Raw genomic sequence first — 26,969 nt, 5'->3', positions numbered from 1 at the left:
GCGCCGCACCACAACGGGGAGCCGGGTCACGGGAACCCGATGTACCAGATGAGCACGATCGCGATCGCCTGCAGCACCACGCCGACGACGGCGAGCACGACCGTGCGCCGCCGCGTCCGCACGAACAGGTCGGTCCCGAGCACGGGCGCGGCGGGCATGAGCAGCCGCACGAGGCTCTGCTGTGGCAGGAACACCGCGACGAGGTAGACCCCGTACGCGGCCACGAACCCGACCACCTCGGGCCCGAGCGCGCGCGTGCTCCGCCGGACGAGCAGCCACACCGCGGCGGCGATCACGGCGATCACCAGGACGAACCCGCCGTTCCCGAGCCACCGTCCGGCGAGCATGAACCACGGGGTCATCGGCACGAAGTGGACGTGGCCGACGTACCCGGTCCACCAGGCGAGCTCGCTGTCGAGGTAGGTGTCCGGCCGCCCGGTGACCGCGCTCGCGATGAACGGCCAGGCCAGACCGGCCACCGCGACCACGATCCCCGTGGCGGCGAGGCCGAGGCGCGTCGTCCAGGGGACGCGGTGGATCCACCGTCGGGCGGGCAGGCCCCGGGTGCGCGATCGACCGGCCCGGACCTCGATGGCGACGAGGTGCACGGCGACCGCGACGGACAGCGCGAGGGCGCCCGGGCGGGTGAACGCGGCGACCGCGCCCAGGGCGGCCACGAGCGGGTACCGACGTTGCACGAGTGCGAGCAACGCGCCCGCGACGAGCAGCAGGGACAGCGCCTCGGCGTAGGGCACCTGCAGCAGGAACCCGAGCGGCCCGAACACGAACAGGGCCGTGGCGCGCCGGGCCCGTCGGGACCCTGCGACGGCGCGGACGAGCCGGTAGAGCACGACCGTACCGCCGGCGCCGCTGAACAGGGAGACGACGACGCCCGCACCCCAGAAGGACAGCCCGGTGACGGCCATGACGACACGGACGACGGCGGGGAACACCGGGAGGAACGCCCACGCGTTCGGCTCGACGTGCCCGTGGTGGTCCAGGGGGACGGACCGCGGGTACCCGTGCACCGCGACGGTCTGGTACCACCACGCGTCCCAGGAGCCGGAGAACGCCAGCAGACCGTGGGCGCCGCCGTGGCCCTCCGGCTCGTGTCCGGCGGCGGCCCCGACGAGCAGCACGCCGACGAGCAGCACGGTGCTCACCGCACGGGAGCCGACCCACAGCAGGAGCGGGGCGGTCCACCCGCTGTGCCGTCCCTCCAGGGCGATCCGGAGCAGGCGGGCGAGCCACCTGATCCGGAGCAGGCGGGCGAGCCGCCACGGCCGGGAGGCCCCGCCCACGTCGTGGACGGCCGTGCTGACGGGCGTCGGCAGAGCTGGCACGACCTCGATGATCGCAGAGGCGCGACGGGCGCGCGCGCTCCGACGGGAGGTCACTCGATGGCGGCCTCGCGGGTGAGGACCATGACGTCCATGCGTCCGGTCTGCACGACCTCGCCGTGCTGGTTCCGGAGGGTCACGGTGCGCTCGACGATGCCGGTGCGGCCGGAGCTCGTGCGACGGGTGGACAGGATCTCGACCGTGCAGGTGAGCGTGTCACCGATGAACACGGGCGCGGTGAACCGCCAACCGTCGATGCCGAGGAGCGCGACGGCGGAGCCCTCGAACACGCCGGTGCGGGCGATCAGCCCCAGGCACAGGGACGCGCCGAGCATGCCGTGGACGATGCGCTGGCCGTACCGCGTCTGCTTCGCGAACTCGACATCGGTGTGCACCTGGTTGTTGTCGTTCGTCCACGACGCGAACGACACGACGTCCGCCTCGGTGATCGTGCGACCCGGGGTCACGAAGGTCTGTCCGGCGGCGAGGTCCTCGAGGTAGTGCGGCACGGGGCCAGTGTCCCACGCGGGCTCCGACCTGCCGCGCTGCCCGGGCCCCGGGCCAGCCGGAGCCGACCACGGCCTCCCGGCGCGGACCAGGGAACCGCGCCGGTCCGTCCGGCGTACGCTCCGGCGCATGAGCGACGCAGCCCCGACCACCGCCGCGACGGACCCGACATCGACCTCGGAGCCGCGCGACGACCGCCGGGTCGACGCCCTGACCCACGAGGTCGTGGCCGCCTGGATGGCGGGGCAGCGCTGGTACGCCGCGAAGGGCCTCGACCCCGCGCTCCGGCTCATCGCCGCCCTCGAGGGGGAGGTCGACGGCGTCCGGGTCAGCACGCAGCTCGTCATCGACGACGCCCCGAGCACGCCCGTGCTCTACCAGGTGCCGCTCACCGTGCGGACCGAGCCGGTCGACGCGCTCGACGAGGTCCTCATCGCCACGGACGGCGAACGGTGGCTCTACGACGGGCCGCACGACGCCGCGTACGCACGGTGGCTGCTCGGGACGATCGACGGCGGCGCGACCGTGCACGCCGACCGCGCCAGCGTGGAGGGGCAGCACCTCGCCGACATCGGCGCCGTGACCGCCGTCCGGGTGCTCCGCGGCGAACAGTCGAACACGTCCGTGATCTGCGACGTCGACGGTGGCGGCGGCCAGGTCATCGTCAAGGTGTTCCGGGTCCTGCACCACGGCGACAACCCGGACGTGACCTCCCAGGCCGCGCTCTCGGCAGGTGGCTCGATGCGCGTGCCGAGGTCGTTCGGGGCGCTCCGGGGCACCTGGCCGGACGTCGGGCGGGACGAGGGCACGGCGACGGGGCACCTCGCGTTCGCGCAGGAGTTCCTGCCGGGGCTCGAGGACGCCTGGCGCGTCGCCCTCCAGGCCGCGCAGGACGGCGTGGACTTCACCGAGCAGGCCCACGGTCTCGGGCAGGCGACGGCCGAGGTGCACGCGGTGCTCGCCGAGCAGCTCCCGACGGTCGCGGCCGGCACCGACGAGATCGCCTCGGCGGTCGGGTCGATGCGGCAGCGGCTCGAGGTCGCCTCGGACGAGGTGCCCGCCGTCGCCGAGCACGCCGACGCGATCCGCAGGATCTACGACGCCGCCGAGGGTCTCGAATGGCCCCGGCTCCAGCGCATCCACGGCGACCTCCACCTGGGGCAGGCGGTCTCGTCGCCCGACCGCGGCTGGGTGCTCCTCGACTTCGAGGGCGAGCCGCTCCGGCCGATGCCCGAGCGGTCACGCCCCGACGTCACACTGCGGGACGTCGCGGGCATGCTCCGCTCGTTCGACTACGTCGCCGGCGCCCTCCGGCACGGCGACAACCCGACCGACGCGAGTGGCTGGGCGCACGATGCGCGCCGCGCCTTCGTGGACGGGTACATCGCGGCGTCCGGGACGGACATCCGTGCCCAGCGGACCCTGCTCGATGCGTTCGAGATCGACAAGGCCGTCTACGAGGCCGTGTACGAGGCGCGCAACCGTCCGGACTGGATCGGCATCCCGATCGCGGCCGTCGCCCGGCTCGTCGAGCGGTCCGCGCCCGCGGCCTGACGCGCCGCCCGCGGCCTGACCCGCCGCCCGCGGCCTGACGCGCCGCCTCCGGCCTGGCCCCCGCCAGCCGGATCAGGCGGGGACGGCGCCCGTGAGCTGACTCGCGGCGAGCGCCAGGGTCATGATGCCGAGCACGGCTGCCGTGAACGCCATGCTGCGCGCGGCGACGCGCCACACCCCCGTGGCTCGGGGGCGGGCGATGCCCGCGATCGCGGCGACCACCGCGAGCAGGCTGACGATCCCGAACGGGTCGACCACCAGGGCGAGCAGTGCCAGCGCGAGCGAGCCCCAGCCGAACAGGCAGAAGCGCCGCGCGGCGTGCACGCTGAACCGGCCGCCCGGGGTGAGCGCGATCGATCCCGTGCGGGATCCGCACGCCCAGCCGTGCTCGTCGAGGTCCTGCGACGTCACCGAGAAGTGCGGGGCGACGGACTCGGGCGTCGTGGGGGCCAGTGTCCGGTCGGCCAGCGCGGGCGCCTGCGTGGCACTGCCCCACGTGCGACCGTCCCACCACCGCAGACGCGTCGCATCGGCGGGGTCGGGGAACCAGCCAGCAGCCGGCAGTGACACGGGGACGTCTCCTGATCCTGGGAGGGGTGGGACGCGATCGAGCCTACGAAGCGCGTCCCACCCGCCCCAGCCCCCGCACGAGTGTCGGCAGAAGGGGGGACAAACCGGACGGGAGGTACGTTCAGGCCGCGCCCACGGCCTCCCGGTCCCAGCCGAGCTCGGTCCCGACGGCCTTGACGCCGGCGAGCAGGCGCGCGTTGAACTCGACGCCGAGCTGGTTCGGCACCGTCACGAGCACGGTGTCGGCGGCCGCGACGGCCGCGTCCTGGGCGAGCTCGGCGACGAGCTGCTCCGGCTCGCCGATGTACGAGCGCCCGAATCGCGCGAGGCCGCCGTCGAGGTGCCCGACCTGGTCCTGCCCCTCCACCTGCGCCCGGACGCCGAAGTAGTGGCGGGACTCGTCGTCGATGATCGGGATGATGCTCCGCGACACGGAGACGCGCGGTGTGCGCTCCCAGCCGGACTCGGCCCACGCGTCGCGGAACCGCTGGATCTGCTCGGCCTGCAGCTCGTCGAACGGCACGCCGGTGTCCTCGGTCAGGAGGGTGGACGACATGAGGTTCATGCCCTGCTCCGCGGTCCACTCCGCCGTCGCGCGGGTGCCGGCACCCCACCAGATGCGGTCGGGGAGCGTGTCGGACAGCGGGAAGAGGGGCAGCGACCCCTCACGGCCGGTCATCTGCGGGTTCGCGTTCGCCATCGGCTGCCCGGCGATCGCCTGGCGGAAGATCGCGGTGTGCTGCCGGGCCATGTCCGCGTCGGTCTGCCCCGCCGCGGGCGCGTACCCGAACGACTCGTAGCCCGCGAGCGCCGTCTCGGGCGATCCCCGGCTCACGCCGAGCTGCAGGCGGCCGCCGCTGATGAGGTCCGCGGCCGCGGCCTCCTCGGCCATGTAGAGGGGGTTCTCGTACCGCATGTCGATGACGCCGGTGCCGATCTCGATGCGGCTCGTCCGCGCCGCGATGGCGGACAGCAGCGGGAACGGCGCGGCCTGCTGCGGCGCGAAGTGGTGGACGCGGAAGTACGCGCCGTCCACGCCGACCTCCTCGGCGGCGACGGCCAGGTCGATCGCCTGCACGAGAGCCTCGCGGGCGGACCGCACCCGGGACCCCGGCACGTTCTGCCAGTGCCCGAAGGACAGGAACCCGATCTTCTTCGTCATGTGCATGCGAACGCACGGACCCCGGCGAGCATTCCGGCCGGGAGGCACGCTCCGAGCCCGTCCCGCCACTAGCGTCGAGCAGGTGGCCGATGACGCATGGACGGACGACGACGCCCGGGAGGCCCTGCTCGCCGAGCGGGTCCGCTCACGCCGACTGCTCGGTGCCGTCGAGCGGAGCATGGACGACGTCGCATCTGCGCGGGACGGTGCGAACAGCGACGACGAGCACGACCCCGAGGGCGCCACGCTCGCCTGGGAGCGCGGGTCCCTCGGCGCGGTCCGCGACGACGCCCGCCGACGGCTCGAGCTCGTCGACGCCGCGCTGCGTCGTCTCGATGACGGGTCCTACGGACGGTGCCTCGTCGGGGGCGAGCCCATCCCGCAGGCGAGACTCGCCGCCGTCCCCTGGGCGCGGACCTGCGTCGCACACGCGGGCTGAGTCGCACGCGGGATGACCGGGCTGCTCCGGTGTCGCTCGTGGCGGGACCGCTCCCGGTGTCCGGTGCCGGGCCTCCCGGTCGTCGCCGGGGGGACATCACCAGCCGCACCCCCGGGGTTTCCCAGCCGGGGTTCCTAGCCTCGAGCCATGGACGGCGACCGCGTGCACACCGACGGGGCCGACCCCCGTGCCGCGGACGACGATGGAGCAGCGCGAGCCCCCGGACAGGCGCTCGTCGCGGCGCCGGTACCGCCGAAGCGACATCGGTTCCACTGGTTCCGGGACGTCCGGGCGTGGATCCACGCGCGGCCCCACGTGCACTTCGTCTACCGCGTCCTCGTCGGGATCGTCGGCGGCCTCGTCATCATCATCGGGCTGGCGCTCGTGCCCCTGCCCGGGCCGGGCTGGCTCGTCGTGTTCATCGGTCTGACGATCCTGTCGAGCGAGTTCGCGTTCTTCCACCGCATCTCGACCTGGCTGCGCCGGAAGCTGCACGACTTCTGGGATCGGGTCCGTCGTCACGCGCCGTCCTCGCGGATGCGGGCTGCGGCCGACCGGGGCAAGGCGTCGGTGGACGCGGCGCACGACGACGCCCATCGGTCGATGGGGGCCTCGTCGCGCTGATCGCGCTGTCGCTGCCGCGCGCCGCTGCTGCTCCCGCGCGCCGCTGCCGCTCCTCCCGCGCTGAACCGCGCTTCGCCCTGTTGAACCGGGTTGTTCCGCGGTTCAACACGACGGAACGCGGTTCAACCGGGCGGGATCCAGGTCGGGGGTGGCGTCAGACGGTGCGGATCGTCCCCGTCGCGATGCGCTCGACCTCGTCGGCGGCGGCCTGCTCGAGCGCAGCGGTCCGGGGCGACCGGAGCTGGGCCACGAGGGCGACGACCGCCGCGAGCACGACGAACCCGCCGTAGGCGACGCTCACGGGCACGATCCCGACGCTCGGCTCGAACACCCCCGCGACGACGCTCGGTGCACCGAACGCCAGGTAGCTCGCGACGTAGATCGCCGACAGGAGTCCGGCCCGGTGCGCGGGGGACGCCGTGGCGAGCAGCATCCGCAGCCCTGCCTGGAACCCCGCCCCGAAGCCGACGCCCGCGATCACGGCGCCGACGACGACGCCCACGAGCAGGTGCGCGACGACGAACCCGAGCGTGACGACCGGCCCGACGACGAGCGCCACGAGGCCGAGCACGACCGCGTGACGGGCGTCCATGCGCTGGATGACGACCCCCGTCAGCGCACCGGTACCAGCGAACGCCGCGATGAACCCGCCCGCGGCCACGTGGTCCGTCACGCCGAACACCGCCGGCAGGAGGGACGGCACGATGGACAGGAACATCCCGCCGAGCGCCCAGCTCGACACGAGGGCGCCGACGACGCTGCGGAACAGGCGCTTCGACGACGCCGGGATCCCGAGGGTGGGGCGCAGGGACCGGAGCGCGCCGGGCTGCTTGCGGACGCGTTCCGGCACGACGACGAGGGTGGCCGCCGCGAGCACGAGCAGTGCGCCGAAGACGATGTAGACGAGTTGCTCGGGCAGCGGTGCCCACTCGACGAGCATGCCGCTCGAGAGCGCCCCGATCGCGAGGGCGATGGGCGGGACCGCGCCGTTGAGGACACCGGCGAGGGCGGGATGCCGTTCGAGTGAGTGATCGAGGAGCGCCGCACCGAGGGCCCCGATGAGCACGCCCACGAAGACGCCCTGCACGATGCGGGCGACGATGAGCATCGCGACCCCGTTCGCGAGCACGAACAGCACCATCGCGGCGACAACACCGAGCGCACCGACCGCGAGCACGGGCTTCCGGCCGACGTGGTCGGACAGCGCGCCGGCGGTCAACAGGCTGACGAGGAGCCCGGCCACGTAGATCGCGAACACCCCGGTGAGCATGAGCGGGCTCAGGTGCCACTCGGCCGCGTACACGGGGTAGATCGGCGAGGGGATGGCCGACGACGCGACGGAGATGAACATCATCGCCGCGACGATCCAGAAGGCGACGACCGAGCGTCGCGGCTGGGTGGACACGGCCTGTCCGTGGTCGCTCGTGCGCTCCGTCGGTGCCATGCCGTTCCTCCTGGTCCTCGGGCTCGCGCCACGCGGTCGCAGTACGAGCAGACTCGTACTGTACTCCCAGTACGACCCGAGTCGTACTGCCCAGTACTGGGTGGTAGCCTTCCGCGCATGTCAGCAGCCGTCGCCGTCGCCCCCACCCCGGCACCGCTCCTGCCGCAGCCGGACCCGGACGCGATCGCGCTGCCGAGCGTGATGGCGGCGCTCTCGGACCCCATCCGCCTCACCATCCTGCACCGGTACCTCGTCGACGGCGACGGATCCGAGCAGGCCTGTGGATGGGTGGGGATCGACCGGCCGAAGTCGACGCTGACGCACCACTTCCGGGTCCTGCGCGAGGCCGGCCTGCTCGAGCAGCGTCAGGACGGCCTCGAGCGACGCAGCCGCGTCCGGACCGAGGTCATCGCCGCGCGGTTCCCCGGCGTGCTCGACCTCGTCCGCACGTGGCAGGTCCCGCCCGCCGTGCTCCTCGAGGACCTGCCGCCGCTGCCCGCACCGCGCACCGCCGGCGCGCACACCCCGGCTCGCGCGTGACGACGCAGCACGCCCCCGAACTCGCCCGTGCGCTCGCCGAGGACCTGCGCACCGCGGGGTACACCGTCGACGCCGTGGACGCGCTCTGGGGCACGGACGCCGCGGCCGCCCTGCACCGTGGCGACCGCGTCCCCGCGCTCCGGGCCCTCGACGCACGGCGACGCGCCGGCACGACGACCGGTGCCACGAACGACAGCGCGGACGACCGAGCACCGACCGCCACCGCGCCCGCCGCCACAGCACCGACCGCCACTGCGCCGACTCCCTCAGCACCAACCGCCACAGCGCCGACCCCCACCGCCACGCTCGCCACGTGCTTCGTGCTCGGCGTCGCCGTGCCCCGGACCGACGCGGACGCGGCCCTGCCCACCGCCGGCGTCGAGGCGCTCGCCGCCGCGGGCCTCCTGCGCCTCGTGGGCGACCACGTCGTCCCGGCGGTCGACCTCCGGCCCTACGCCTTCGTCGACGACGCCGGCGCGGGCAGCTGGTGGATCCTGTCCGACCTCGGCGAGGCCGTCCTCGGCGGGCCGCTCGGCGAGGACCACGTGCTCGGCGTCGGTGGTGCCACGATGACCCTGAGTGGCCTCATGGTGCCCGTCCCCGTCCGTCGCGTGCTCGATCTCGGCACGGGCTGCGGGATCCAGGCGATGCACGCGCGTCGCCACGCGGACCAGGTCGTGGCGACCGACATCTCGGAGCGGGCCCTCGCGATCGCGCGGTTCAACGCCGACCTCAACGGGCTCGACGGCATCGAGTTCCGCCTCGGGTCCCTGTTCGAGCCCGTCGCGGGAGAGCGGTTCGACCGCATCGTGTCGAATCCGCCGTTCGTCATCACACCCCGGCGCGACGACGTCCCCTCGTACGAGTACCGCGACGGCGGCATGGTCGGCGACGGCCTCGTCGAGACCGTCCTGCGCGGACTCGCCGAGCACCTCGAGCCGGGAGGCACGGCGCAGCTCCTCGGGAACTGGGAGTACCGATGGGGTCGGGACGGGCTCGACCGTGTCCGCGGCTGGTTCGACGACACCGCGTCGGCGCCCGACGTCGACGTCTGGGTCGTCGAGCGCGAGCAGCAGGACCCCGCCCGCTACGCCGAGACCTGGATCCGCGACGGCGGCACGCGCCCCGGCACTCCCGCCCACGACCGACTCGTCGACGCCTGGCTCGACGACTTCGCCGCCCGACACGTCACCGCCGTCGGGTTCGGCTACGTCGTCGTCCGCCGCCCGGACCCCGTGGCGGAGGCGAGCGGCGCGCCGAGCGGCGGGCGGGCCTCCCGGCTGCGGCGCTTCGAACGGCTCGCGGACGCGCTCGGCAGCAACCCGACCGGCCTCGGCGCCGCCGTCGCACGGACGCTCGACGCCGTCGCGTGGTCGCGCGGGCACGACGACGAGGCCCTCGGGCGCGCGCACCTCGTGGTCGCCGGCGACGTGACGGAGGAGCGCCACTACTGGCCGGGCAACGACGACCCGACCGTGATCACCCTCGTGCAGGGCGGCGGGTTCGCGCGGCGCGTGGACGCCGACACCGCGCTCGCCGCGTTCGTCGGTGCCTGCGACGGGGACCTGTCGGTGCGGGCGATCGTCGAGGCGATCGCGGACCTCACCGGCGTCGGGGCCGAGGACCTGGCCGCCGATCTGCTCCCGCGCGTCCGTGCCCTGCTGCAGGACGGCCTCCTGCGGCCGCCCGCCTGACCTACTCGGTCCCGCTCGTCCCGCCCCCACCGCCGGGATCGCAGTCGTCGCCGTTCCGACGGTGGTCAGAACGGCGACGAGTGCGATCTCGCGGAACCGGCTCAGCGGCCGTCGCGCCAGCTGTACTGCGGGTCGTAGCCGATGAGCTCGCGGGCCTTGTCCGACGACAGGAGCGAGCTGACGCCGTCGATCGCGCTCTTCCGGGGGATGTCGGGGACGAAGCGCTCGACGAGCTCGATCGTCGGCGTCGTCATGACGGTGTCCGGCGAGGCGATGATGAACGCCTCGAACCCGGTGAGGTCGCTCTCGACGGCCTTGCGAACGGCCTGGGCGCCGTCACGCGAGTCGATGTAGGACCACAGGTTGAAGATCTTCGCCTCGGGCTGCTCGTCCCACGGGTACGCGGGGTAGTCGGTCTCGTCCATGACGTTCGAGAACCGCAGGCCGATCATCTTGAGGGTCGGGTCCCAGCGGGTGAAGTGCCGCGCCATCTCCTCCTCCACGGCCTTGCCGAGCGAGTACGAGGACTGCGGGCGGACGGCGAACTCCTCGTCGACCGGCAGGTACGGCGGCTGGTGCTCGCCCATGGGGATCCCGAGCAGCGTCTCGCTCGACGCCCACACGACGTTCTTGATCCCCGCTGCCTTGGCCGCGTGGAACACGTTGATCGACGCCTTCACGTTGTTCGTGATGAGGGCGACGTCGGGCACGAGGCCCGGCGCCGGGATCGCCGCGAGGTGGACGACGGCGTCGACGGGAGTGTCGTACCGGTCGTCGAGCCCGATGAACGCGCCGAGCACCTGCCCGTAGTCGGTCAGGTCGGTGCGGACGAACGCGACGCCCTCGGGCTTGTCCGGGGACGGCACCCGGTCGAGCAGGACCACGTCGTAGCCGTGCGCGTCGAACTCGCGCACCACGGCCCTCCCGAGCTTGCCGCTGCCACCGGTCACCACTACGCGCGTCATCGCGCCTCCTCGTCGTCGAGTCCCACCGGGCATCGAGCCCGGTCGCGGCCCCAGGCCGCCCGTCCAATCATGCCCGGTCCTGCGCATTCCGGCTCCACCCGGAGAATCGGCCGCGTGATCTGGCTTTCGATGCGGTCGTATCAGTAACATGCACCTCGGTGGACACGGCTGGTTACCGTGACGCCCGCACCGTACGTGGTCGTTCGGAGCGCGCCGCAGCCTCCTGATCCGGCTGTCGGTGCCCCATCGACTTCGGTGTGTCGATGCGCCCTCGTGGTCTCCACGAGGGCGCATCGTCGTGTTCGGGCCGCGGAGCGACGGAGAGCAGCCAGGATGCGTACTGTTCCGCGATCGGACTGTTGACGGGTGACAAACGCACAGCGCGATGCGATCATGGACGCACCATCCCGTTCGGATCAGGGCCGGGATGGGCGCCTCGGCGGGGGAGGGGTCCTCACCACGCCGCCTCTCCCGCCGAGGTCAACCCCGGCGAGTGGCATTCCCTGATCGCCGGACGGTCCTGGTCCCCGTCGCCGGGTCGGGCGTCCGCGTCGCTCAGTCGGCGGGCGTCCAGCCCAGGCGCGGCGCGATCCGGTCGGCGACGAGCGACAGGATCCGACGATGGGACGCGGCGTCGCCGTTGGCGGGCAGCGTGATCACGAGCTGGTCGGTCGCGGCGACCGCGGGGTCCCCGAGCAGCGCCTCCACGATCCGCTCCGGTTCGCCGGCCAGCACCTTGCTGAACCGGAACGGCGGGGTGCCGGAGCGCGGACGACCCTCGTCGTCCATGCCCGCTGCGTAGCTCTCGATGAACTCGCGGTGCGTGGCGGCGTCGGCCTCGGTCTCGAACGGCACGACGATCCGACCGATCGCGACCCGGCCGGTCCGACCCGGGTGCGCCTCCGCCAGGCGTTCGCGGTACGCGACGATCTGCGCGGCCTGGGCGTCCGCGAACGGCGCCCCGGTGTCCTCGGTGTTGAGCGTCGACAGATGGAGGTCGAGCCCCCGCTCCGCGGTGCGCACCGCCGTGCCCGTGCTGCCGCCGCCCCACCACACGCGATCGAGCACACCGGCGCTGCGCGGCTCGACGACCAGGTCCGTGCCCGCCGGGATGCTCTCGTACCCGCCGCCGCTCGTGCCGAGGGCGTCGCCGCGGAGGGCCTCGAGGAGCCGCGCCGCGCGGGCCTCCGCTTCCTCGCGGAACGGACGGTCGACCGCGCCGAACAGCGGATCGAGCACCGGCCCGGACTGCGGGATCCCCGTGCTGATGCCGAGCTCGACGCGGCCACCGCTCAGGAGGTCCACGGTGGCGACGTCCTCGGCGAGCCGGATGGGGTCCTCGTACCGCATGCCGAGCACGGCGGTGCCGAAGCCGATGCGACGGGTGCGTTGTGCCGCCGCCGCGAAGAACGTCATCGGGCTCGTCAGGAACGGCTCGAAGTGCCGGCCGCGGACCCAGCCCGTGGCGTATCCGAGTCCCTCGGCGTGCTCGAACAGCTGCAGGCCGTCCTCGAGCGCGGCGGCCGCCCCTGCGGGCCCGCCGTGGTTCGGGACGAAGGACAGGAACCCGAGTTCGCGCAGCACGGACCCGAGCCTAACCCGTCCGGTCGTTGCGTTCGCATGGAAATACGCGCGATCCGTTCGGCCGGACCACACCCCGGTCGATGACGCTCGCGACGCGGGTGGCCGCCCGCCCCAGGCGGGATGCGGGAGGATCGACCCACCATGACCGACGTCACCGCCCCGGCACCCCTGCTCACCGCGCTCCCGCCGGCCGGTGACCCCGACGCCGTCTACGCCGCCTTCGCCGAGTGGGCCGAGTCCACCGGCCGTCCGCTCTACCCCGCGCAGGACGAAGCGCTCATCGAACTCGTCTCCGGCGCGAACGTCGTGCTGAGCACCCCCACCGGGACCGGCAAGTCGCTCGTCGCAGCCGGCGCGCACTTCGCCGCGCTCGCCGAGGGCAAGCGGTCGTACTACACCGCCCCGATCAAGGCGCTCGTGTCCGAGAAGTTCTTCCAGCTCGTCGACCTGTTCGGCCCCGAGAACGTCGGCATGGTCACGGGCGACTCCTCGGTCAACGCCGACGCCCCGATCATCTGCTGCACCGCCGAGATCCTCGCGAACACCGCGCTCCGGCAGGGCCCCGACGCCGACGTCGACGTCGTCGTGATGGACGAGTTCCACTTCTACGGCGAGCCCGACCGCGGCTGGGCGTGGCAGGTCCCGCTGCTCGTCCTGCACCGTGCGCAGTTCCTGCTCATGTCCGCCACGCTCGGCGACATCGAGGCGATCGCCGAGGACCTGTCCCGGAGGACCGGCCGCGTCACCGCGCGCGTCACCGGGGTGTCCCGCCCGGTCCCGCTCGACTACGAGTACGTCATGACGCCCGTGCAGGAGACCGTCGAGGCGCTCCTGTCGGACGGCAAGGCGCCCGTCTACATCGTGCACTTCGCCCAGGCCGCGGCGCTCGAACGCGCCCAGTCCCTGACGAGCATCACGGTCGCCTCGCGCGAACGCCGTGACGAGATCGCCGCCGCCATCGGCGGCTTCCGGTTCAGCGCCGGGTTCGGCCAGACCCTGTCCCGCCTCATCCGCGCCGGCATCGGGGTGCACCACGCGGGGATGCTCCCGAAGTACCGGCGACTCGTCGAACAGCTCGCGCAGCGGGGCCTCCTGCCCGTCATCTGCGGCACCGACACCCTGGGCGTCGGCATCAACGTGCCCATCCGGTCCGTGCTGTTCACCGGCCTGACGAAGTTCGACGGCACGAAGATGCGACAACTCAGCGCGCGGGAGTTCCACCAGATCGCCGGTCGCGCGGGACGAGCCGGGTACGACACCGAGGGCACGGTCGTCGCCGAGGCGCCCGAGCACGACATCGAGAACGCCCGTGCCCTCGCCAAGGCCGGTGACGACCCGAAGAAGAAGAACAAGGTCAAGCGCAAGAAGGCCCCCGACGGGTTCGTCTCCTGGGGCGAGGCCTCGTTCCAACGGCTCATCGCCGCGGAACCCGAACCGCTCGTGTCCCGGATGCGGATCACGCACGCGATGGTGCTCTCCGTGGTCGGTCGCGGTGGCGACGTCTTCGGTGCCGTGCGCGACCTCGTGTTCGCGAACCACGAGCCTCCCGCCCGTCAGTTCGCGCTCGCGCGGCGCGCGCTCACCATCGCGCGGACGTTGCTCACCGCCGGCGTCATCGAGCGGGTCCCGGCCGGGAGGCCCGGGGAGCCCCCGACGGTCCGGCTCACCGTCGACCTGCAGCCGAACTTCGCCTTGAACCAGCCCCTGTCGCCGTTCGCGCTCGCCGCGTTCGAGCTGCTCGACCCCGAGTCGCCGACCTACGCCCTCGACATGGTGTCCATCGTCGAGTCCACGCTCGACGACCCGCGTGCGATCCTCGGCGCGCAGCAGTTCAAGGAACGTGGCGAGGCCGTCGCCGCCATGAAGCGTGAGGGCATCGAGTACGAGGAGCGGATGGAGCTCCTCGAGGAGGTCACCCACCCGCGGCCGCTCGCGGAGCTCCTCGAGGCCGCGTACGAGGCCTACGGCCGGGAACAGCCCTGGGTGCTCGACTTCGCCCTGTCCCCGAAGTCCGTCGTCCGCGACATGTTCGAACGCGCCATGACCTTCGGCGACTACGTCCGCTTCTACGGGCTCTCACGCTCCGAGGGACTCGTCCTCCGCTACCTCTCCGACGCCTACCGTGCGCTCCGGCAGACGATCCCGACCGAGATGCGCACCGACGAGCTCACCGACATCGTGGAGTGGCTCGGCGAACTCGTGCGGCAGGTGGACTCCTCGCTCGTCGACGAATGGGAGGCCATGGTCGCCCCGCACCTCGTCGGCGACGCCCCCGAGGCGGAGATCGCCCCGCCCGCACCGAACCGCCTCACGACGAACACCCGCGCGTTCCGGGTGCTCGTGCGCAACGAGCTGTTCCGGCGGGTGCAGCTCGCCGCCCTCGACGACGCCGAGGCCCTGGGGGAGCTCGACGCCGCCGGCGGTCACGACTGGCGCGCATGGGACGCCGTGCTCGAGGAGTACTACGCCGAGCACGACAGCATCGGGACCGACGCCGACGCCCGCTCCATGCGGTACCTCGTGCTCGACGAAGCCGGGCCCGGGCGGACCTGGCGCGCCCGGCAGATCTTCGCCGACCCCGAGGGCGACAACGACTTCGGGATCGTCGCGACCGTCGACCTCGACGCCTCGGACGAGGCCGGGGAGGCCGTGGTCCGCGTCACCGAGATCGGCCGGTTCGACGGCTGGACCGAGGTCGACGTGGACTGAGGTCGGGCCGGCGGTCAGCCCTGCGCGGGGCGGTCAGCCCTGCGCGGGATAGAACGCCGACGACCGACCGTTCGGGTCGAGGTTGAGCAGGTCGCCCTCGTCGAGCCAGTCCCGATCGTGGAACCCGCTCTGCGGATTGAGCCACCGCAGTTGCGCGACCGTGATCCCGAGGCGCTTCGCCACGGTCACCGCGCGGTCCCCGTGTGCCACGAAGTACTGCATCGGCGTGCCCGAGGCGTCCCGGACGATCGTGCCGTAGGCGTACGGGACCGCCGGCGCGATCGTGCCGAGGTGGAACCCGGGGTACGGGGACGGCACGTGCCAGGTCAGGGGCGCGGCGGCGAGGACGTGGTTCGCCCACGACGGGATCGTGTTCGTGGCGGCCTCGGCGTCGGTGTTCACCGGAACGAGCACCACGCTCCGCAGGAAGCTCGGGTCGTTCCCGGCCTCGGACAGGTCGTCCACGATCGGCGGTTGCCCCCCGGCGCCCCACTGGACCAGACCGATCGCCCCGAAGTCGTAGCCGTCCCCCTGGTGCGCCACGCTCGGGCGGAACTCGAGCGACATCGGCTGGGACACCGTCGTCCGGAACCCCGACAGCTCAGCGGTGAACGTGCCGTCACCGTCCGAGACCACGCGCACGTGTGCGGACGTGTCGCCGCTGGGCGACGTGACGTCCGTCTCGACGACCACCGTGCCGCTCGGCAGGGACGTGTGCTCGTGCTCGTCCACCGTGGTGTCGGGAGCCGTCGTGGCCTGTGCTGCCGGCTGCGACGGCCTCGCCGAAGCGTGCGCGTCGCGCGGATGCGGCGCGGGTGCTGCCCCGTGACCGGCACCGAACACGCTGCAACCGGCGAGCGCGAACGTCACCAGCGCCGCGACGGCAACGCCGGTCGCACGAGCCCCCATGGCTCCCCCCTCGTCAGCCGGAGCCTAACGGCTCGCGCGCGACCGGGACAACCGGCGGACGGAGGGCGTCACCCGGATGATCCCCGCGCGATCTCCCGGTGTCACTTGATGCTCGGGCGGGCGCTCAGAAGAGCGTCGCGGGCGGCGTGGCCTCGGGTAACGGAGCCGGGTCGGTGACCTCGACCCCGGGCCACCCCGGCCCGTGCGGGACCTCGGACCTGCGCTGGTAGGCGGTCGCCGCGGCTCGGGCGCGAGTGTCGGCGGCCTCGTTCATCTCGTGGCCCACGTGCCCCCGGACCCACTCGAACGTGACCTTCCGGCCCTGCAGTTCGGCGTCGAGCTCCTTGATGATCTCGACGTTGAGCACCGGCTTGCCGTCGGCCTTGCGCCAGCCCTTGCGCTTCCAGCCGGCGAGCCACTCGGTGCAGGCCTTGATGGCGTACTGGCTGTCGCACAGGATGTGCAGCGGCTCGCCCGTGGCCTTGGTGGCACGCAGCAGCTGGAGCACGGCGGTCAGTTCGCCCTGGTTGTTCGTGGCGCTCGGCCATCCGCCCGCGGCCCACCGGTCGTCGTCCACGTACCAGGCCCAGCCGGCGGGGCCGGGGTTGCCGAGGGCGGAGCCGTCAGCGGCGGCGACGATCGTCACGGGACCTCCAGGTGCTAGCGAGTGCCGGACCACGGTACCCGACCTCGGCGGTGTGCCCCGGGCCTCCCGGCCGACCTGTGGATGACGATCAGGCGGGGCCGCGCTCGGCGGTCCGCAGCGCGGCCACGAGCGCATCACCGTCCGCGACGTCCCAGAACGCGAGCTCCTGCGGGCCGAACAGGCCGTCGAGCCCGGTGTTCCGGTAGACCTGGGCGTTCACCGCTCGGTTGCCGAACGTGCCTCCGGCGACGACGCTCGTCCACTCGACGCTGCAGTGCCTCCGGTCGCGGGACCACGACGTGGTGTGCTCCGTGCGACGGACCGGGGTCTCACGCTTCCGGCCCGCAGCCGTGACCAGCACTCGACGGTCCGTGATCGCGTATGCCGTGACCCGCTTGCGGTGCCACTTGACGACGAACCGTCCGAGCAGCATGTGCAGTCCCACCAGGGCGAAGACCCCGCCGAAGAGGACGAAGAACCACGGGGCGCCGGACGACACCGCCGTTGCGAGCCAGAACGTGACGAACGCGCACCACATGATGCTGAAGGGCACGAGGAACGCATCGCGCCCGGTGAACAGGACCGACGGGTCGCCGCGACCGCTCCAGAGCAGGCGCTCGCCGGGCTCGAGCTCGCGCGTCACCTGGTCGCGGGCACTCGGATCATCGCGAGGATCGGTCACGAAGGCGACGCTACGGGTCCGGGGGACGGCCTGCCCGCGGGAAGAGTGAGCGCTCAGGCGACGCGGTCCGGGTGCGACCCGATGCGCTCCCCGTTCTCGAGTGCCGCGATCGCCGCCATGTCGTCGTCGTCGAGCCCGAAGCGTCCGACGTCGATGTTCGACGCGATCCGCGCCGGCGTGACGGACTTCGGCAGGACCACGACCTCCTGCTGCAGGTTCCACCGCACGAGCACCTGCGCGACGGACACGTCGTGCTTGGCCGCGATGCGCGCCAAGGTCGGTTCGTCCACCAGGCGTCCGCGGCCGAGGGGCGACCAGGCCTCCGTGACGATCCCGTGCCGCGCGTGGAAGGTCATGAGCTCCGTCTGCGGCAGCCACGGGTGCCGCTCGACCTGGTTCACCGCCGGGAGCACGTCCGTCTCGTCGAGGAGCCGCTGCAGGTGCTCGACCTGGAAGTTCGAGACGCCGATCGAGGTCGCCCGCCCCTCGGTCCGGATCCGCTCGAGCGCTCGCCAGGTGTCGACGTAGCGGTCGTTCGCCGCCGCCGGCCAGTGGATGAGGTACAGGTCCACCCGATCGAGCTCCAACCGGTCGAGCGATGCGTCGAACGCCCGCATCGTCGCGTCGAACCCCTGGTTCGTGTTCCACACCTTCGTCGTGACGAACACCTCGTCGCGGTCGACCTCGGCGGTCCGGAGGGCCCGGCCGACCCCGGCTTCGTTGCCGTACATCTCGGCCGCGTCGACGTGCCGGTAGCCGACGTGCAGAGCCTCGCGCACGGCACGCTCGGCCTCGTCGTCGGAGACCTTGTACACGCCGAGACCGACGGCGGGGATGGTGTTGCCGTCGAGCAGGGCGACGGTGGGGACGGTTGCGGGATCGACCATGCGGTCCATGGTGCCCGCGACGCCGTCCGCTGGTTCCGCTGGTACCCCTGGCCTCCCGCTGGTTCCGCTGGTACCCCTGGCCTCCTGCTGGTGCCGCTGGTGCCACTGGTGTCCTTGGCCTCCCGCTGGTTTTCGGCATCCCCCCTGTCGGACGACGCCCGCGACGTCGGTTCATGCGGGCGCGCAGATGCTCGTGGATACGACGACATCTCCCCTGTCCGACGACGCCCGCGGTGTGTCGGACAGGCGGGCCGGCGGGGAGTGGGGCCAGCGGGTGGCCCGGGCAGGCCGCGTGCGGGCGGGCTCAGGTGGGCAGGTCGACCGGCTCGGTGTCCGGGATCGGCGATGCGTCCCGCCCACGGAGGTCGGGCAACCACCGCCGGGCGAACAGCGGCACGAGCACCCCGACGAAGGCCGTGACCGCGCCGACCGCCAAGCCGCCGACGGCACCGTGCGCGTCGATGAGGAAGCCGGCCACCGCGGACCCGAGCGCGGCGCCGATGAGCTGCCCGGTCCCCATCCAGCCGTAGGCCTCAGCCGTGTCGCTGAACTTGACGGTCGACGACACCGAGCCGAACATGACCGCGAGTGCGGGGGCGATGCCGCCGCCGGCGATGAGCAGGGTCAGGCACAGCCACCAGAAACTCGGGTGGACCGTCGTGAGGACGAGCCCCACGAAGACGATGACCATCCGGATCCACAGTCCGTTCGGCGCGATCGGACGGTGCCCGAACGCCAGCCCACCGCCGAGCGACCCGATCGCGAACAGGGCCAGCACGATGCCCGCGTTCGGGCTGCCGTCACCGAACGCGCTCGTCACGCCGGCCTCCACCGCCGCGCACGCGCCGATGAGCAGGAACCCGGTGAACGTGGCGACGAGCACCGACGGGCGACGGAGCACCGTGCCGAACGCGCGCTTCGAGCGGGGGATGCGCACGCGGCCGACCTCGGGGGACGCGATGAACCAGATGCCGCCGACGACGAGGAACGCGATGGCGATCACGATCGCGAGCACGGTGCTGATCTGCGTCGCGACGAACGTCGTGATGACGGGGCCGGCCACCCAGATGAGCTCCTGCGCCGACGCGTCGAGCGAGAACAGCGGGGTCAGCTGCGCCGACGTCACCATCTTCGGGTAGATCGTCCGCACCGCCGGTTGCACGGGCGGCACGGCGAGACCGCCGACGAACCCGACGAGCATGTACAGGGGAACGGGCATGAGGACGAACGCGACGGCGGCCATGCTCACCGCACAGACCGAGGTCGTGAGGATGAGCACCGGCCGCATCCCCCACTGGCCCATCCACCGGCTGGTGAGCGGACCGGCGATCGCCTGTCCGATGCTCGAGGCCGCCAGGACGAGCCCAGCGGCGCCGTAGGAGTGCGCCACGCGCTCGACGTGGAGCAGGTACGCGAGCGACAGCATCCCGAAGGGGAACCGGGCGGTCAGCTGTGCCGCGATGACGCGGCCGACCCCCGGAGTCCGCAGCAGGTTCCCGTACGCGCTCACCGTCCTCAGTGTACGGACGCGACGGTGCCGGCCGGGAGGGTCGACACGCGCCGTGGAGAGCGGCCCGCCGTCCACAGATGGCCGGTCGCGCACCTCCCGGGGGCGACGACCGGCGGGGCCTCGGACGGTCGTCGGTTGCCACGTCGGAGCCTCCGTCCGCCACCTCCACAACGGGGGAGGGGGCATTGCCCAGGACCCGACGCGCGACACGCCGAACCGCGAATCCCACACCCTGTGGAACACGCCCTCCACCGTTGTGCACAGATGTCGGTGGCCGGGCGGAGACTGGCGGAAATCCGGGCCTCCGAGGGGCTCCACCGGAATGCCCCACCTGTGGGGACTGTTGTGGAGAACTACACGGGTGTAACACTTCCTCTTGTGGTCGACTCCGGTGTCGGACACAAGATGTAGTATCGACCAGCCGGGACAGACCGGCCCCGCACGGGGCCGGAACGCCCCTCACCGGGGCCATCACGGACCGGCCGTCCGGACCAGGATCCGGGCCCACACGCACCAGTAGCAGCACACCGAGAACCACCGCCGGACAGCCCGTCCGGGACACCACCTCTGGGGAGATCATGGCCGTCACCGTCTACACCAAGCCGTCCTGCGTCCAGTGCACGGCGACGTACCGCGCGCTCGACAACAAGGGCATCGAGTACGAGGTCCACGACGTCTCCTCCGACCCCGCCGCGCTCGAGCACGTCAAGAGCCTCGGGTACCTCCAGGCGCCGGTCGTCGTGACCGACGACGACCACTGGTCCGGCTTCCGTCCCGACAAGATCGCCGGCCTCGTCGCCGAGATCGGCTGACCCACCGCACCCACCTGCAGGGCACCGCGCCCGCTCCTCGCCCGTCCACTCGTCGGAGGCGCGTCATGAGCCAGCTCGTGTACTTCTCGAGCGTCTCGGGCAACACGGCGCGGTTCGTCGACAAGCTCGGACGCCCGGCCGTCCGCATCCCGTTGTTCGCCAAGGAGCCGCCGCTCCGCGTCGACGAGCCGTACGTGCTCGTCCTGCCGACGTACGGCGGTGGCAACGGGCGCGGCGCGGTGCCCAAGCAGGTCATCTCCTTCCTCAACGACGAACACAACCGGTCGTTGATCCGCGGCGTCATCGTCGGCGGGAACACCAACTTCGGCGACGCCTACGGACTCGCCGGCGACATCGTGGCCGCCAAGTGCCACGTGCCCGTGCTCTATCGATTCGAACTCTTCGGGACCCCTGACGACGTGCAGGCGGTCAACTCAGGATTGGATGCATTTTGGACGCAGCAGTTGCAGACGTCGATCTGACGTCGCCCGCGACGGGGATGGACTACCACGCCCTGAACGCCATGCTCAACCTCTACGGTCCGAGCGGCGAGATCCAGTTCGACAAGGACCGCGAGGCCGCCAAGCAGTACTTCCTGCAGCACGTCAACCAGAACACGGTCTTCTTCCACAACCTCAAGGAGCGTCTCGACTACCTGGTCGAGAACGACTACTACGAGCAGGCCGTGATCGACCAGTACTCGCTCGAGTTCATCCAGCGGCTCAACGACCTCGCCTACTCCAAGAAGTTCCGGTTCCAGACCTTCCTCGGGGCGTTCAAGTACTACACGAGCTACACGCTCAAGACCTTCGATGGCAAGCGGTACCTCGAGCGCTTCGAGGACCGCGTCGTCATGACCGCGCTCGGGCTCGCCCACGGTGACGAGGACCTCGCGGTGAACCTCGTCGAGGAGATCATCGGCGGCCGGTTCCAGCCGGCGACCCCGACGTTCCTCAACACCGGCAAGGCCCAGCGCGGCGAACTCGTCTCCTGCTTCCTCCTCCGCATCGAGGACAACATGGAGTCGATCTCGCGCGGCATCAACTCCGCCCTCCAGCTGTCCAAGCGCGGCGGCGGTGTCGCCCTGCTGCTCTCGAACATCCGCGAGGCCGGCGCACCGATCAAGCAGATCGAGAACCAGTCGTCCGGGATCATCCCCGTGATGAAGCTCCTCGAGGACTCGTTCTCGTACGCGAACCAGCTCGGTGCCCGTCAGGGTGCGGGCGCGGTGTACCTGTCGGCGCACCACCCCGACATCATGCGGTTCCTCGACACCAAGCGCGAGAACGCCGACGAGAAGATCCGCATCAAGACGCTGTCGCTCGGTGTCGTCGTGCCGGACATCACCTTCGAGCTCGCCAAGAACAACGAGGACATGTACCTGTTCTCGCCCTACGACGTCGAGCGCGTCTACGGCATCCCGTTCGGCGACGTCCCGATGACCGAGAAGTACCGCGAGATGGTCGACGACCCGCGGATCAAGAAGACCAAGATCAAGGCGCGCGACTTCTTCCAGACGATCGCCGAGATCCAGTTCGAGTCGGGCTACCCGTACATCGTGTTCGAGGACACGGTGAACAAGGCCAACCCGATCAAGGGCCGGATCAACATGTCGAACCTGTGCTCGGAGATCCTGCAGGTCAACACCCCGACGACCTACAACGAGGACCTGTCGTACAACACGATCGGCAAGGACATCTCCTGCAACCTCGGGTCGCTCAACATCGCGCTGACGATGGACTCTCCCGACTTCGGCAAGACCATCGAGACCGCGATCCGTGGCCTCACCGCCGTGTCGCAGCAGTCGCACATCCGCTCGGTCCGCTCGATCGAGGACGGCAACGACAAGTCGCACGCGATCGGCCTCGGGCAGATGAACCTGCACGGCTACCTCGCCCGTGAGCGCGTCCACTACGGCAGCGAGGAGGGCATCGACTTCACGAACATCTACTTCTACACGGTGCTGTACCACGCACTGCGGGCGTCGAACACGATCGCGATCGAGCAGGGCACCGCGTTCGAGGGCTTCGCCGACTCGAAGTACGCGTCGGGCGAGTTCTTCGACAAGTACACCGAGCAGGCGTGGCTCCCCGCGACCGCTCGGGTGCAGGCGCTGTTCGACGACGCCGGCATCCACATCCCGACCCAGGCCGACTGGGCCGCGCTCAAGGCCTCGGTCCAGGAGCACGGCATCTACAACCAGAACCTGCAGGCCGTGCCGCCGACGGGATCGATCTCGTACATCAACCACTCGACGTCGTCGATCCACCCGATCGCGTCGAAGATCGAGATCCGCAAGGAAGGCAAGCTCGGCCGCGTCTACTACCCGGCGCCGTTCATGACGAACGACAACCTGGAGTACTACACGGACGCGTACGAGATCGGCCCCGAGAAGATCATCGACACGTACGCGGCGGCGACGCAGCACGTGGACCAGGGCCTGTCGCTCACGCTGTTCTTCAAGGACACCGCGACCACCCGCGACATCAACAAGGCGCAGATCTACGCGTGGCGCAAGGGGATCAAGACGATCTACTACATCCGCCTCCGTCAGCTCGCGCTCGAGGGCACCGAGGTCGAGGGCTGCGTCAGCTGCATGCTGTAGCCGCCGGCCGCTGATCGCGACCACCTCCGGTCTGGAGGGACGGTGCCAGCCCGCACCGTCCCTCCAGACTCCGGCTCCCACCACCACATCCCATCCGCGCATCCCCACAACCCCCGAACGAGGAACCCACGTTGGTCGAGAAGCTGAAGCTCATCGATTCGGTCCAGGCCATCAACTGGAACCGCATCCAGGACGACAAGGACGTCGAGGTCTGGAACCGCCTCGTCAACAACTTCTGGCTGCCCGAGAAGGTGCCGCTGTCGAACGACGTGCAGTCGTGGAACACGCTCACGCCCGAGGAGCAGACGCTGACCATGCGCGTGTTCACCGGCCTGACGCTGCTCGACACCATCCAGGGCACGGTCGGCGCGGTCTCGCTGATCCCCGATGCGCTCACCCCGCACGAGGAAGCCGTCTACACGAACATCGCGTTCATGGAGTCGGTGCACGCCAAGAGCTACTCGTCGATCTTCTCGACCCTCGCGTCGACGCCCGAGATCGACGAGGCCTTCCGCTGGTCGGTGGAGAACCCGAACCTGCAGAAGAAGGCGTCCATCGTGATGGACTACTACAAGGGCGACGAGCCGCTCAAGCGCAAGGTCGCGTCGACCCTGCTCGAGTCGTTCCTGTTCTACTCGGGCTTCTACCTGCCGATGCACTGGTCGTCGCGCGCCAAGCTGACGAACACGGCCGACCTGGTCCGCCTGATCATCCGCGACGAGGCCGTGCACGGGTACTACATCGGCTACAAGTTCCAGAAGGGGCTCGAGCTCGTCACCGAGGCCGAGCGGCAGGACCTGAAGGACTACACGTTCTCGTTGCTCTACGAGCTCTACGACAACGAGGCGCAGTACACGCAGGATCTCTACGACGGCGTCGGCCTGACCGAGGACGTCAAGAAGTTCCTGCACTACAACGCCAACAAGGCGCTCATGAACCTGGGCTACGAGCCGATGTTCCCGAAGAACATCACCGACGTGAACCCGGCCATCCTCTCGGCCCTGTCGCCGAACGCCGACGAGAACCACGACTTCTTCTCGGGGTCGGGTTCGTCGTACGTCATCGGCAAGGCCGTGAACACCGAGGACGAGGACTGGGACTTCTGATCCCGAGCGCTCGCTGATCCGGCGGCGTCAGCGCTCCGCCGCTCCGAGCCCGAGTGTTGGATGGCACCCATCATTGAGTATTTGCACCAAACGTTGTAAATCGCCGCTCGTGGCACAACCGACTCTGGGTGACGTCATCCGAGATTGGGCGTAGGCAGCCGGCGAGCTCGAGCCAGGAGCGCAGCGTCCTGCGGGCTGAGGACGCACGCGGTGGTCGCGACGGTACAGCGCTGCGCGGCTCCGTGGTACTCGGACGCTCTCGAGGGGTCGGCACACGATCACGGTGGCACCCCACGGAATGTTCTCGCGGTTCGTCGATAAGCCGTGGGCCGCCCTTGTCGTCCGCCAGCTAACTTGTCCGACTGCCACTCAACGTGTCTGAAATACGAAGACGGACACGTTGTTTGGCAGCGCGGGCGGCGCACGTCCACGGCGGGTCGGCCAAGCCTTCATTCGTCGCGAGGCGTCCGAATGGCGTGCGCCAACTGCAAAAGGTCGCGGACCACCTATGTGAGACGGGGCACGCCTTGGACTAGGGCGGCAGGAGTCGGGGCCACCTGTAAACATCAGGACGGCCACTGGAGGACCGGCTATCAGACGCCCGTTTGCCGTGTGACCGCCACCATGATCGGGTCCGGACCGGTCGTCGATGGAGTCGTGCACGTGCGTGGGGTCAGACAAACTGGGATCATGCGGAGAATCGCAAGCGGGATGCCGATCGTTCGCGTCAGCTTCAACCGGTACGCGCGACTCGACGGGAGCGGCATGCACGGTTACGCGTATCGGTGGCCGTTCGACTATTCGGCAGAGATCGGTGACATCGTGGCGACGGACACCGGTGAGGAGGTTACGGTCATCGGCTTCGGGACCGACTACAAGGGGTCGTTGCAGACCCTCTCCGCGACGACTGGGTCGAACCGGAAGGTGATCGGATGGGATCAGTGGCCGCTGCTGCCGGTCGAGCCGCCGCGAGAAGGGCGCTCTGTGGTGCGTCGGTTCTTGGACCGGCTGCGCCAGTCTCCTTAGACGATCGTCAAATGGAACGAGCGAGACCGCTGCGTTGCGCAGGGGTCTCGCTCGTTGGTGGTGGTGTGGGTCAGTGCCCGTTGAACTCGTCGTCGGTGATGTGTTCGAACCACGTCGTGGTGGTGGCGGGATCGTCACCGTTCTCGAGCATCGCGATGTGCTCCATGAACACTCCGGGGGCTGCTGCGTGGAAGTGTTCTTGGCCGGGCGGGGTGTAGATCGTCTGGCCGGGGTGCACGTCGATGATCTGACCGTCGCGTGTTCCGAAGCGGCCGATGCCCGCGGTGACGTGGAGGTACTGGCCCTTCTCGTGGGAGTGCCACGCTGTGCGGGCGCCGGGGGCGAAGCGAACGGTCGCGACGACCATGTGCTGCCCGTCCTCGTGGGGGAGCGCGATGGGGTCGAGCCAGACGTCTCCGGCGAACTGCTCGGGCGGGTTTTTCAAGGTTGGTGTTGCGGGCTCGATGTTCACTGTTCCTCCGGTGCGAAGAGTTGCTTCGCGACGCCCATCGCTGCCATGCCGTTGGGCCAGCCGGCGTAGAGCGTCACGTGGGTGATGGCTTCGATCAGTTCGTCTTGGGTGACGCCGTTCTCGACTGCGCGGCCGAGGTGGAAGCGGAGCTGTTCAGTGTTCCCGCCGGCGGTGAGGACCGCGACGGTGATGAGGCTTCGGTCTCGTGCGGACAGTTCCGGTCGGTTCCAGACGTCGGCGAAGAGGACGTCATCGGTGAGTTCGGCGAGCTTCGGGGCGAAGTCGCCGAACATGTTCCGGCCGCCGCCGATCTGCTTCGGCTGATCAGTCATGCTGCTCCTCCTTCGTGGTTGAGGTCGTTGGAGAGCTCGGGGAACGCACGGGCCTGCTCGGCGAGCTGCGTGCCCTTCTGCACGATCCCGTCGACGCTGTCCTCGCCTGCCGGGAGTCGGAGCGGCGGCTCGGCCATGGTGGCGAGCTTGATGATGGTCTGGGCGAGCTTCGCGGGGTCGCCGCTTTGCTGGCCTTCCATGCTGCGGAAGAACCCCTTGGCCTGGTCGGACAGGGGTGCGTAGTCGTCGACGTGCACGTCGCCCCAGAACGTCGAGTTTCCTTCGGCGAGGAGGTCGGTGCGGAAGAAACCGGGCTCGACGACGGTGGTGTAGATCCCGAACGGCTCGACCTCGCCGCGGAGTGCTTCCATCCAACCTTCGAGCGCGAACTTGGAGGCCGAGTAGGCGCTGCCGCCAGCGTTGGCGACGATGCCCGCGGTCGAGCTGATGCTGATGATCCGGCCGGAACGCTGCTGTCGCATGATCGGGAGGACGGCTCGGGTCACGTTGAGGGCGCCGAAGAAGTTGGTGTCCATCTGCGTGCGGAACTGCTTCGCGCTGAGCTCCTCGAAGAAGCCGGCCTGGAAGCTGCCAGCGTTGTTGACGAGGACATCGATGCGTCCGAACTGCTCGGTCGCGGCGGCGACCGCGGTGGTGGCGGCGGTCTCATCGGTGACGTCGAGTGCGACGGCGAGGAGGTTGTCGTGCTCGCCGACTGTATTGAGGACTCGCTGTGCGTCGCGGCCGGTGGCGACGACGTGGTGGCCTGCGTCGAGGGCTGCGCGAGCGAACTCGGTGCCCATGCCGCGGCTTGCTCCGGTGATGAACCAGACCTGGGGGTGAGTCATGA

Annotated in this window: 26 protein-coding genes; 11 read left to right on the top strand and 15 right to left on the bottom strand. The window is 70.8% G+C overall.

The features are described 5' to 3' along the window. Positions 1-26 precede the first annotated feature (26 nt). Both DEI94_RS13505 and DEI94_RS13500 read right to left on the bottom strand, forming a co-directional pair. On the bottom strand, positions 27-1,343 hold the full coding sequence (locus tag DEI94_RS13505) for a hypothetical protein (protein WP_258377969.1): 1,317 nt from the start codon (positions 1,341-1,343) through the stop codon (positions 27-29). Positions 1,344-1,393: 50 nt separating this feature from the next. Further along, entirely contained in the window at positions 1,394-1,849 is a 456-nt protein-coding gene (locus DEI94_RS13500; protein WP_258368596.1) for a MaoC/PaaZ C-terminal domain-containing protein, read from the bottom strand. Positions 1,850-1,976: 127 nt separating this feature from the next. On the opposite strand from DEI94_RS13500, the gene DEI94_RS13495 reads away from it, so the two are divergent. Beyond that, complete coding sequence (locus tag DEI94_RS13495; RefSeq protein WP_181441753.1) at positions 1,977-3,401, top strand: maltokinase N-terminal cap-like domain-containing protein; 1,425 nt, start codon at positions 1,977-1,979, stop codon at positions 3,399-3,401. Between the two features lie 72 nt (positions 3,402-3,473). Here the strand turns inward: DEI94_RS13495 and DEI94_RS13490 are convergent, their stop codons facing one another. Next, complete coding sequence (locus DEI94_RS13490) at positions 3,474-3,971, bottom strand: DUF2510 domain-containing protein (protein ID WP_111026251.1); 498 nt, start codon at positions 3,969-3,971, stop codon at positions 3,474-3,476. Between the two features lie 121 nt (positions 3,972-4,092). After that, positions 4,093-5,139, bottom strand: coding sequence for an LLM class flavin-dependent oxidoreductase (locus DEI94_RS13485; RefSeq protein ID WP_220037476.1), 1,047 nt, complete (start codon positions 5,137-5,139; stop codon positions 4,093-4,095). Positions 5,140-5,215: 76 nt separating this feature from the next. Here DEI94_RS13485 and DEI94_RS13480 point away from each other — a divergent pair, with 76 nt between their 5' ends. Together DEI94_RS13480 and DEI94_RS13475 are read left to right on the top strand one after the other, a co-directional pair. Continuing rightward, complete coding sequence (locus DEI94_RS13480; protein ID WP_111026250.1) at positions 5,216-5,572, top strand: TraR/DksA family transcriptional regulator; 357 nt, start codon at positions 5,216-5,218, stop codon at positions 5,570-5,572. A gap of 147 nt (positions 5,573-5,719) precedes the next feature. Next, positions 5,720-6,196, top strand: a complete 477-nt coding sequence (locus DEI94_RS13475) for a TIGR02611 family protein (RefSeq protein ID WP_111010429.1) — start codon at positions 5,720-5,722, stop codon at positions 6,194-6,196. A 154-nt stretch (positions 6,197-6,350) separates the two neighbouring features. On the opposite strand, the gene DEI94_RS13470 is transcribed toward DEI94_RS13475, so the two are convergent. Further along, positions 6,351-7,640 carry an MFS transporter gene (locus tag DEI94_RS13470; RefSeq protein ID WP_111026249.1) on the bottom strand — a complete coding sequence of 430 codons (1,290 nt, stop codon included), beginning with the start codon at positions 7,638-7,640 and terminating at the stop codon, positions 6,351-6,353. A gap of 117 nt (positions 7,641-7,757) precedes the next feature. On the opposite strand from DEI94_RS13470, the gene DEI94_RS13465 reads away from it, so the two are divergent. Continuing rightward, entirely contained in the window at positions 7,758-8,180 is a 423-nt protein-coding gene (locus DEI94_RS13465) for an ArsR/SmtB family transcription factor (RefSeq protein WP_111026248.1), read from the top strand. After that, positions 8,177-9,874 carry a DUF7059 domain-containing protein gene (locus DEI94_RS13460; RefSeq protein WP_284183713.1) on the top strand — a complete coding sequence of 566 codons (1,698 nt, stop codon included), beginning with the start codon at positions 8,177-8,179 and terminating at the stop codon, positions 9,872-9,874. The genes DEI94_RS13465 and DEI94_RS13460 overlap by 4 nt, the downstream gene beginning before the upstream one ends. A gap of 101 nt (positions 9,875-9,975) precedes the next feature. On the opposite strand, the gene DEI94_RS13455 is transcribed toward DEI94_RS13460, so the two are convergent. Together DEI94_RS13455 and DEI94_RS13450 are read right to left on the bottom strand one after the other, a co-directional pair. After that, on the bottom strand, positions 9,976-10,839 hold the full coding sequence (locus DEI94_RS13455) for an NAD-dependent epimerase/dehydratase family protein (RefSeq protein ID WP_111026247.1): 864 nt from the start codon (positions 10,837-10,839) through the stop codon (positions 9,976-9,978). A gap of 555 nt (positions 10,840-11,394) precedes the next feature. Continuing rightward, positions 11,395-12,423 (bottom strand): LLM class flavin-dependent oxidoreductase, encoded by a 1,029-nt coding sequence (locus DEI94_RS13450; protein ID WP_181441751.1) that lies wholly within the window; start codon positions 12,421-12,423, stop codon positions 11,395-11,397. A 141-nt stretch (positions 12,424-12,564) separates the two neighbouring features. Between DEI94_RS13450 and DEI94_RS13445 the strand changes: the two genes are divergently transcribed. Then, on the top strand, positions 12,565-15,132 hold the full coding sequence (locus DEI94_RS13445; protein WP_111026246.1) for a DEAD/DEAH box helicase: 2,568 nt from the start codon (positions 12,565-12,567) through the stop codon (positions 15,130-15,132). Between the two features lie 33 nt (positions 15,133-15,165). On the opposite strand, the gene DEI94_RS13440 is transcribed toward DEI94_RS13445, so the two are convergent. From DEI94_RS13440 to DEI94_RS13420, 5 genes are all read right to left on the bottom strand, one after another. Beyond that, positions 15,166-16,041 carry a hypothetical protein gene (locus tag DEI94_RS13440; protein ID WP_111010425.1) on the bottom strand — a complete coding sequence of 292 codons (876 nt, stop codon included), beginning with the start codon at positions 16,039-16,041 and terminating at the stop codon, positions 15,166-15,168. Positions 16,042-16,165: 124 nt separating this feature from the next. Beyond that, a complete protein-coding gene (locus tag DEI94_RS13435; RefSeq protein ID WP_111010424.1) occupies positions 16,166-16,687 on the bottom strand; it encodes a ribonuclease H family protein in 522 nt (173 codons plus the stop codon). Between the two features lie 88 nt (positions 16,688-16,775). Then, positions 16,776-17,369 (bottom strand): hypothetical protein, encoded by a 594-nt coding sequence (locus DEI94_RS13430; protein WP_146244421.1) that lies wholly within the window; start codon positions 17,367-17,369, stop codon positions 16,776-16,778. A gap of 53 nt (positions 17,370-17,422) precedes the next feature. Beyond that, positions 17,423-18,256, bottom strand: coding sequence for an aldo/keto reductase (locus DEI94_RS13425; protein ID WP_111026308.1), 834 nt, complete (start codon positions 18,254-18,256; stop codon positions 17,423-17,425). A 304-nt stretch (positions 18,257-18,560) separates the two neighbouring features. Further along, entirely contained in the window at positions 18,561-19,766 is a 1,206-nt protein-coding gene (locus DEI94_RS13420) for an MFS transporter (protein ID WP_111026244.1), read from the bottom strand. Between the two features lie 578 nt (positions 19,767-20,344). Here DEI94_RS13420 and nrdH point away from each other — a divergent pair. The 5 genes from nrdH to DEI94_RS13395 all read left to right on the top strand — a co-directional run bounded on the left by nrdH (position 20,345) and on the right by DEI94_RS13395 (position 25,315). After that, positions 20,345-20,578 carry a glutaredoxin-like protein NrdH gene (gene nrdH, locus DEI94_RS13415; protein ID WP_111010420.1) on the top strand — a complete coding sequence of 78 codons (234 nt, stop codon included), beginning with the start codon at positions 20,345-20,347 and terminating at the stop codon, positions 20,576-20,578. Positions 20,579-20,643: 65 nt separating this feature from the next. Further along, complete coding sequence (gene nrdI, locus DEI94_RS13410; RefSeq protein ID WP_111010419.1) at positions 20,644-21,060, top strand: class Ib ribonucleoside-diphosphate reductase assembly flavoprotein NrdI; 417 nt, start codon at positions 20,644-20,646, stop codon at positions 21,058-21,060. A 17-nt stretch (positions 21,061-21,077) separates the two neighbouring features. Beyond that, complete coding sequence (gene nrdE / locus DEI94_RS13405) at positions 21,078-23,183, top strand: class 1b ribonucleoside-diphosphate reductase subunit alpha (RefSeq protein WP_111026243.1); 2,106 nt, start codon at positions 21,078-21,080, stop codon at positions 23,181-23,183. A gap of 131 nt (positions 23,184-23,314) precedes the next feature. After that, positions 23,315-24,289, top strand: a complete 975-nt coding sequence (gene nrdF, locus DEI94_RS13400; protein ID WP_111010416.1) for a class 1b ribonucleoside-diphosphate reductase subunit beta — start codon at positions 23,315-23,317, stop codon at positions 24,287-24,289. 612 nt (positions 24,290-24,901) lie between these two features. Then, positions 24,902-25,315, top strand: a complete 414-nt coding sequence (locus tag DEI94_RS13395) for a hypothetical protein (protein ID WP_111026242.1) — start codon at positions 24,902-24,904, stop codon at positions 25,313-25,315. A gap of 70 nt (positions 25,316-25,385) precedes the next feature. Here the strand turns inward: DEI94_RS13395 and DEI94_RS13390 are convergent, their stop codons facing one another. The 3 genes from DEI94_RS13390 to DEI94_RS13380 are packed head-to-tail and all read right to left on the bottom strand — an operon-like array spanning position 25,386 to position 26,967. Beyond that, complete coding sequence (locus DEI94_RS13390) at positions 25,386-25,787, bottom strand: (R)-mandelonitrile lyase (protein ID WP_111026241.1); 402 nt, start codon at positions 25,785-25,787, stop codon at positions 25,386-25,388. After that, positions 25,784-26,119 (bottom strand): carboxymuconolactone decarboxylase family protein, encoded by a 336-nt coding sequence (locus DEI94_RS13385; RefSeq protein WP_111026240.1) that lies wholly within the window; start codon positions 26,117-26,119, stop codon positions 25,784-25,786. Before DEI94_RS13385 ends, DEI94_RS13390 begins: the two co-directional genes overlap by 4 nt. Beyond that, the gene (locus DEI94_RS13380) at positions 26,116-26,967 is read right to left on the bottom strand and encodes an SDR family oxidoreductase (protein WP_111026239.1); all 852 of its coding nucleotides are present in this window, start codon (positions 26,965-26,967) and stop codon (positions 26,116-26,118) included. The genes DEI94_RS13385 and DEI94_RS13380 overlap by 4 nt, the downstream gene beginning before the upstream one ends. Between the last annotated feature and the right edge of the window lie 2 nt (positions 26,968-26,969).

The organism is Curtobacterium sp. MCBD17_040 (genome assembly GCF_003234805.2).
In the GTDB taxonomy this organism is placed as follows: Bacteria; Actinomycetota; Actinomycetes; order Actinomycetales; family Microbacteriaceae; genus Curtobacterium.
Note: the sequence above shows the minus strand (reverse complement) of the source record. Positions and strands in the feature narration are given on the sequence as shown.

Bases quoted from the DNA above. Each gene is read 5' to 3' on its own strand.
- DEI94_RS13380 (WP_111026239.1), bottom strand. From the start codon at position 26,967: ATGACTCACCCCCAGGTCTGGTTCATCACCGGAGCAAGCCGCGGCATG.
- DEI94_RS13425 (WP_111026308.1), bottom strand. From the start codon at position 18,256: ATGGTCGATCCCGCAACCGTCCCCACCGTCGCCCTGCTCGACGGCAAC.
- DEI94_RS13470 (WP_111026249.1), bottom strand. From the start codon at position 7,640: ATGGCACCGACGGAGCGCACGAGCGACCACGGACAGGCCGTGTCCACC.
- DEI94_RS13495 (WP_181441753.1), top strand. From the start codon at position 1,977: ATGAGCGACGCAGCCCCGACCACCGCCGCGACGGACCCGACATCGACC.
- DEI94_RS13455 (WP_111026247.1), bottom strand. From the start codon at position 10,839: ATGACGCGCGTAGTGGTGACCGGTGGCAGCGGCAAGCTCGGGAGGGCC.
- DEI94_RS13440 (WP_111010425.1), bottom strand. From the start codon at position 16,041: ATGGGGGCTCGTGCGACCGGCGTTGCCGTCGCGGCGCTGGTGACGTTC.
- nrdE (WP_111026243.1), top strand. From the start codon at position 21,078: ATGGACTACCACGCCCTGAACGCCATGCTCAACCTCTACGGTCCGAGC.
- DEI94_RS13385 (WP_111026240.1), bottom strand. From the start codon at position 26,119: ATGACTGATCAGCCGAAGCAGATCGGCGGCGGCCGGAACATGTTCGGC.
- DEI94_RS13485 (WP_220037476.1), bottom strand. From the start codon at position 5,139: ATGCACATGACGAAGAAGATCGGGTTCCTGTCCTTCGGGCACTGGCAG.
- DEI94_RS13465 (WP_111026248.1), top strand. From the start codon at position 7,758: ATGTCAGCAGCCGTCGCCGTCGCCCCCACCCCGGCACCGCTCCTGCCG.
- DEI94_RS13445 (WP_111026246.1), top strand. From the start codon at position 12,565: ATGACCGACGTCACCGCCCCGGCACCCCTGCTCACCGCGCTCCCGCCG.
- DEI94_RS13475 (WP_111010429.1), top strand. From the start codon at position 5,720: ATGGACGGCGACCGCGTGCACACCGACGGGGCCGACCCCCGTGCCGCG.
- nrdI (WP_111010419.1), top strand. From the start codon at position 20,644: ATGAGCCAGCTCGTGTACTTCTCGAGCGTCTCGGGCAACACGGCGCGG.
- nrdH (WP_111010420.1), top strand. From the start codon at position 20,345: ATGGCCGTCACCGTCTACACCAAGCCGTCCTGCGTCCAGTGCACGGCG.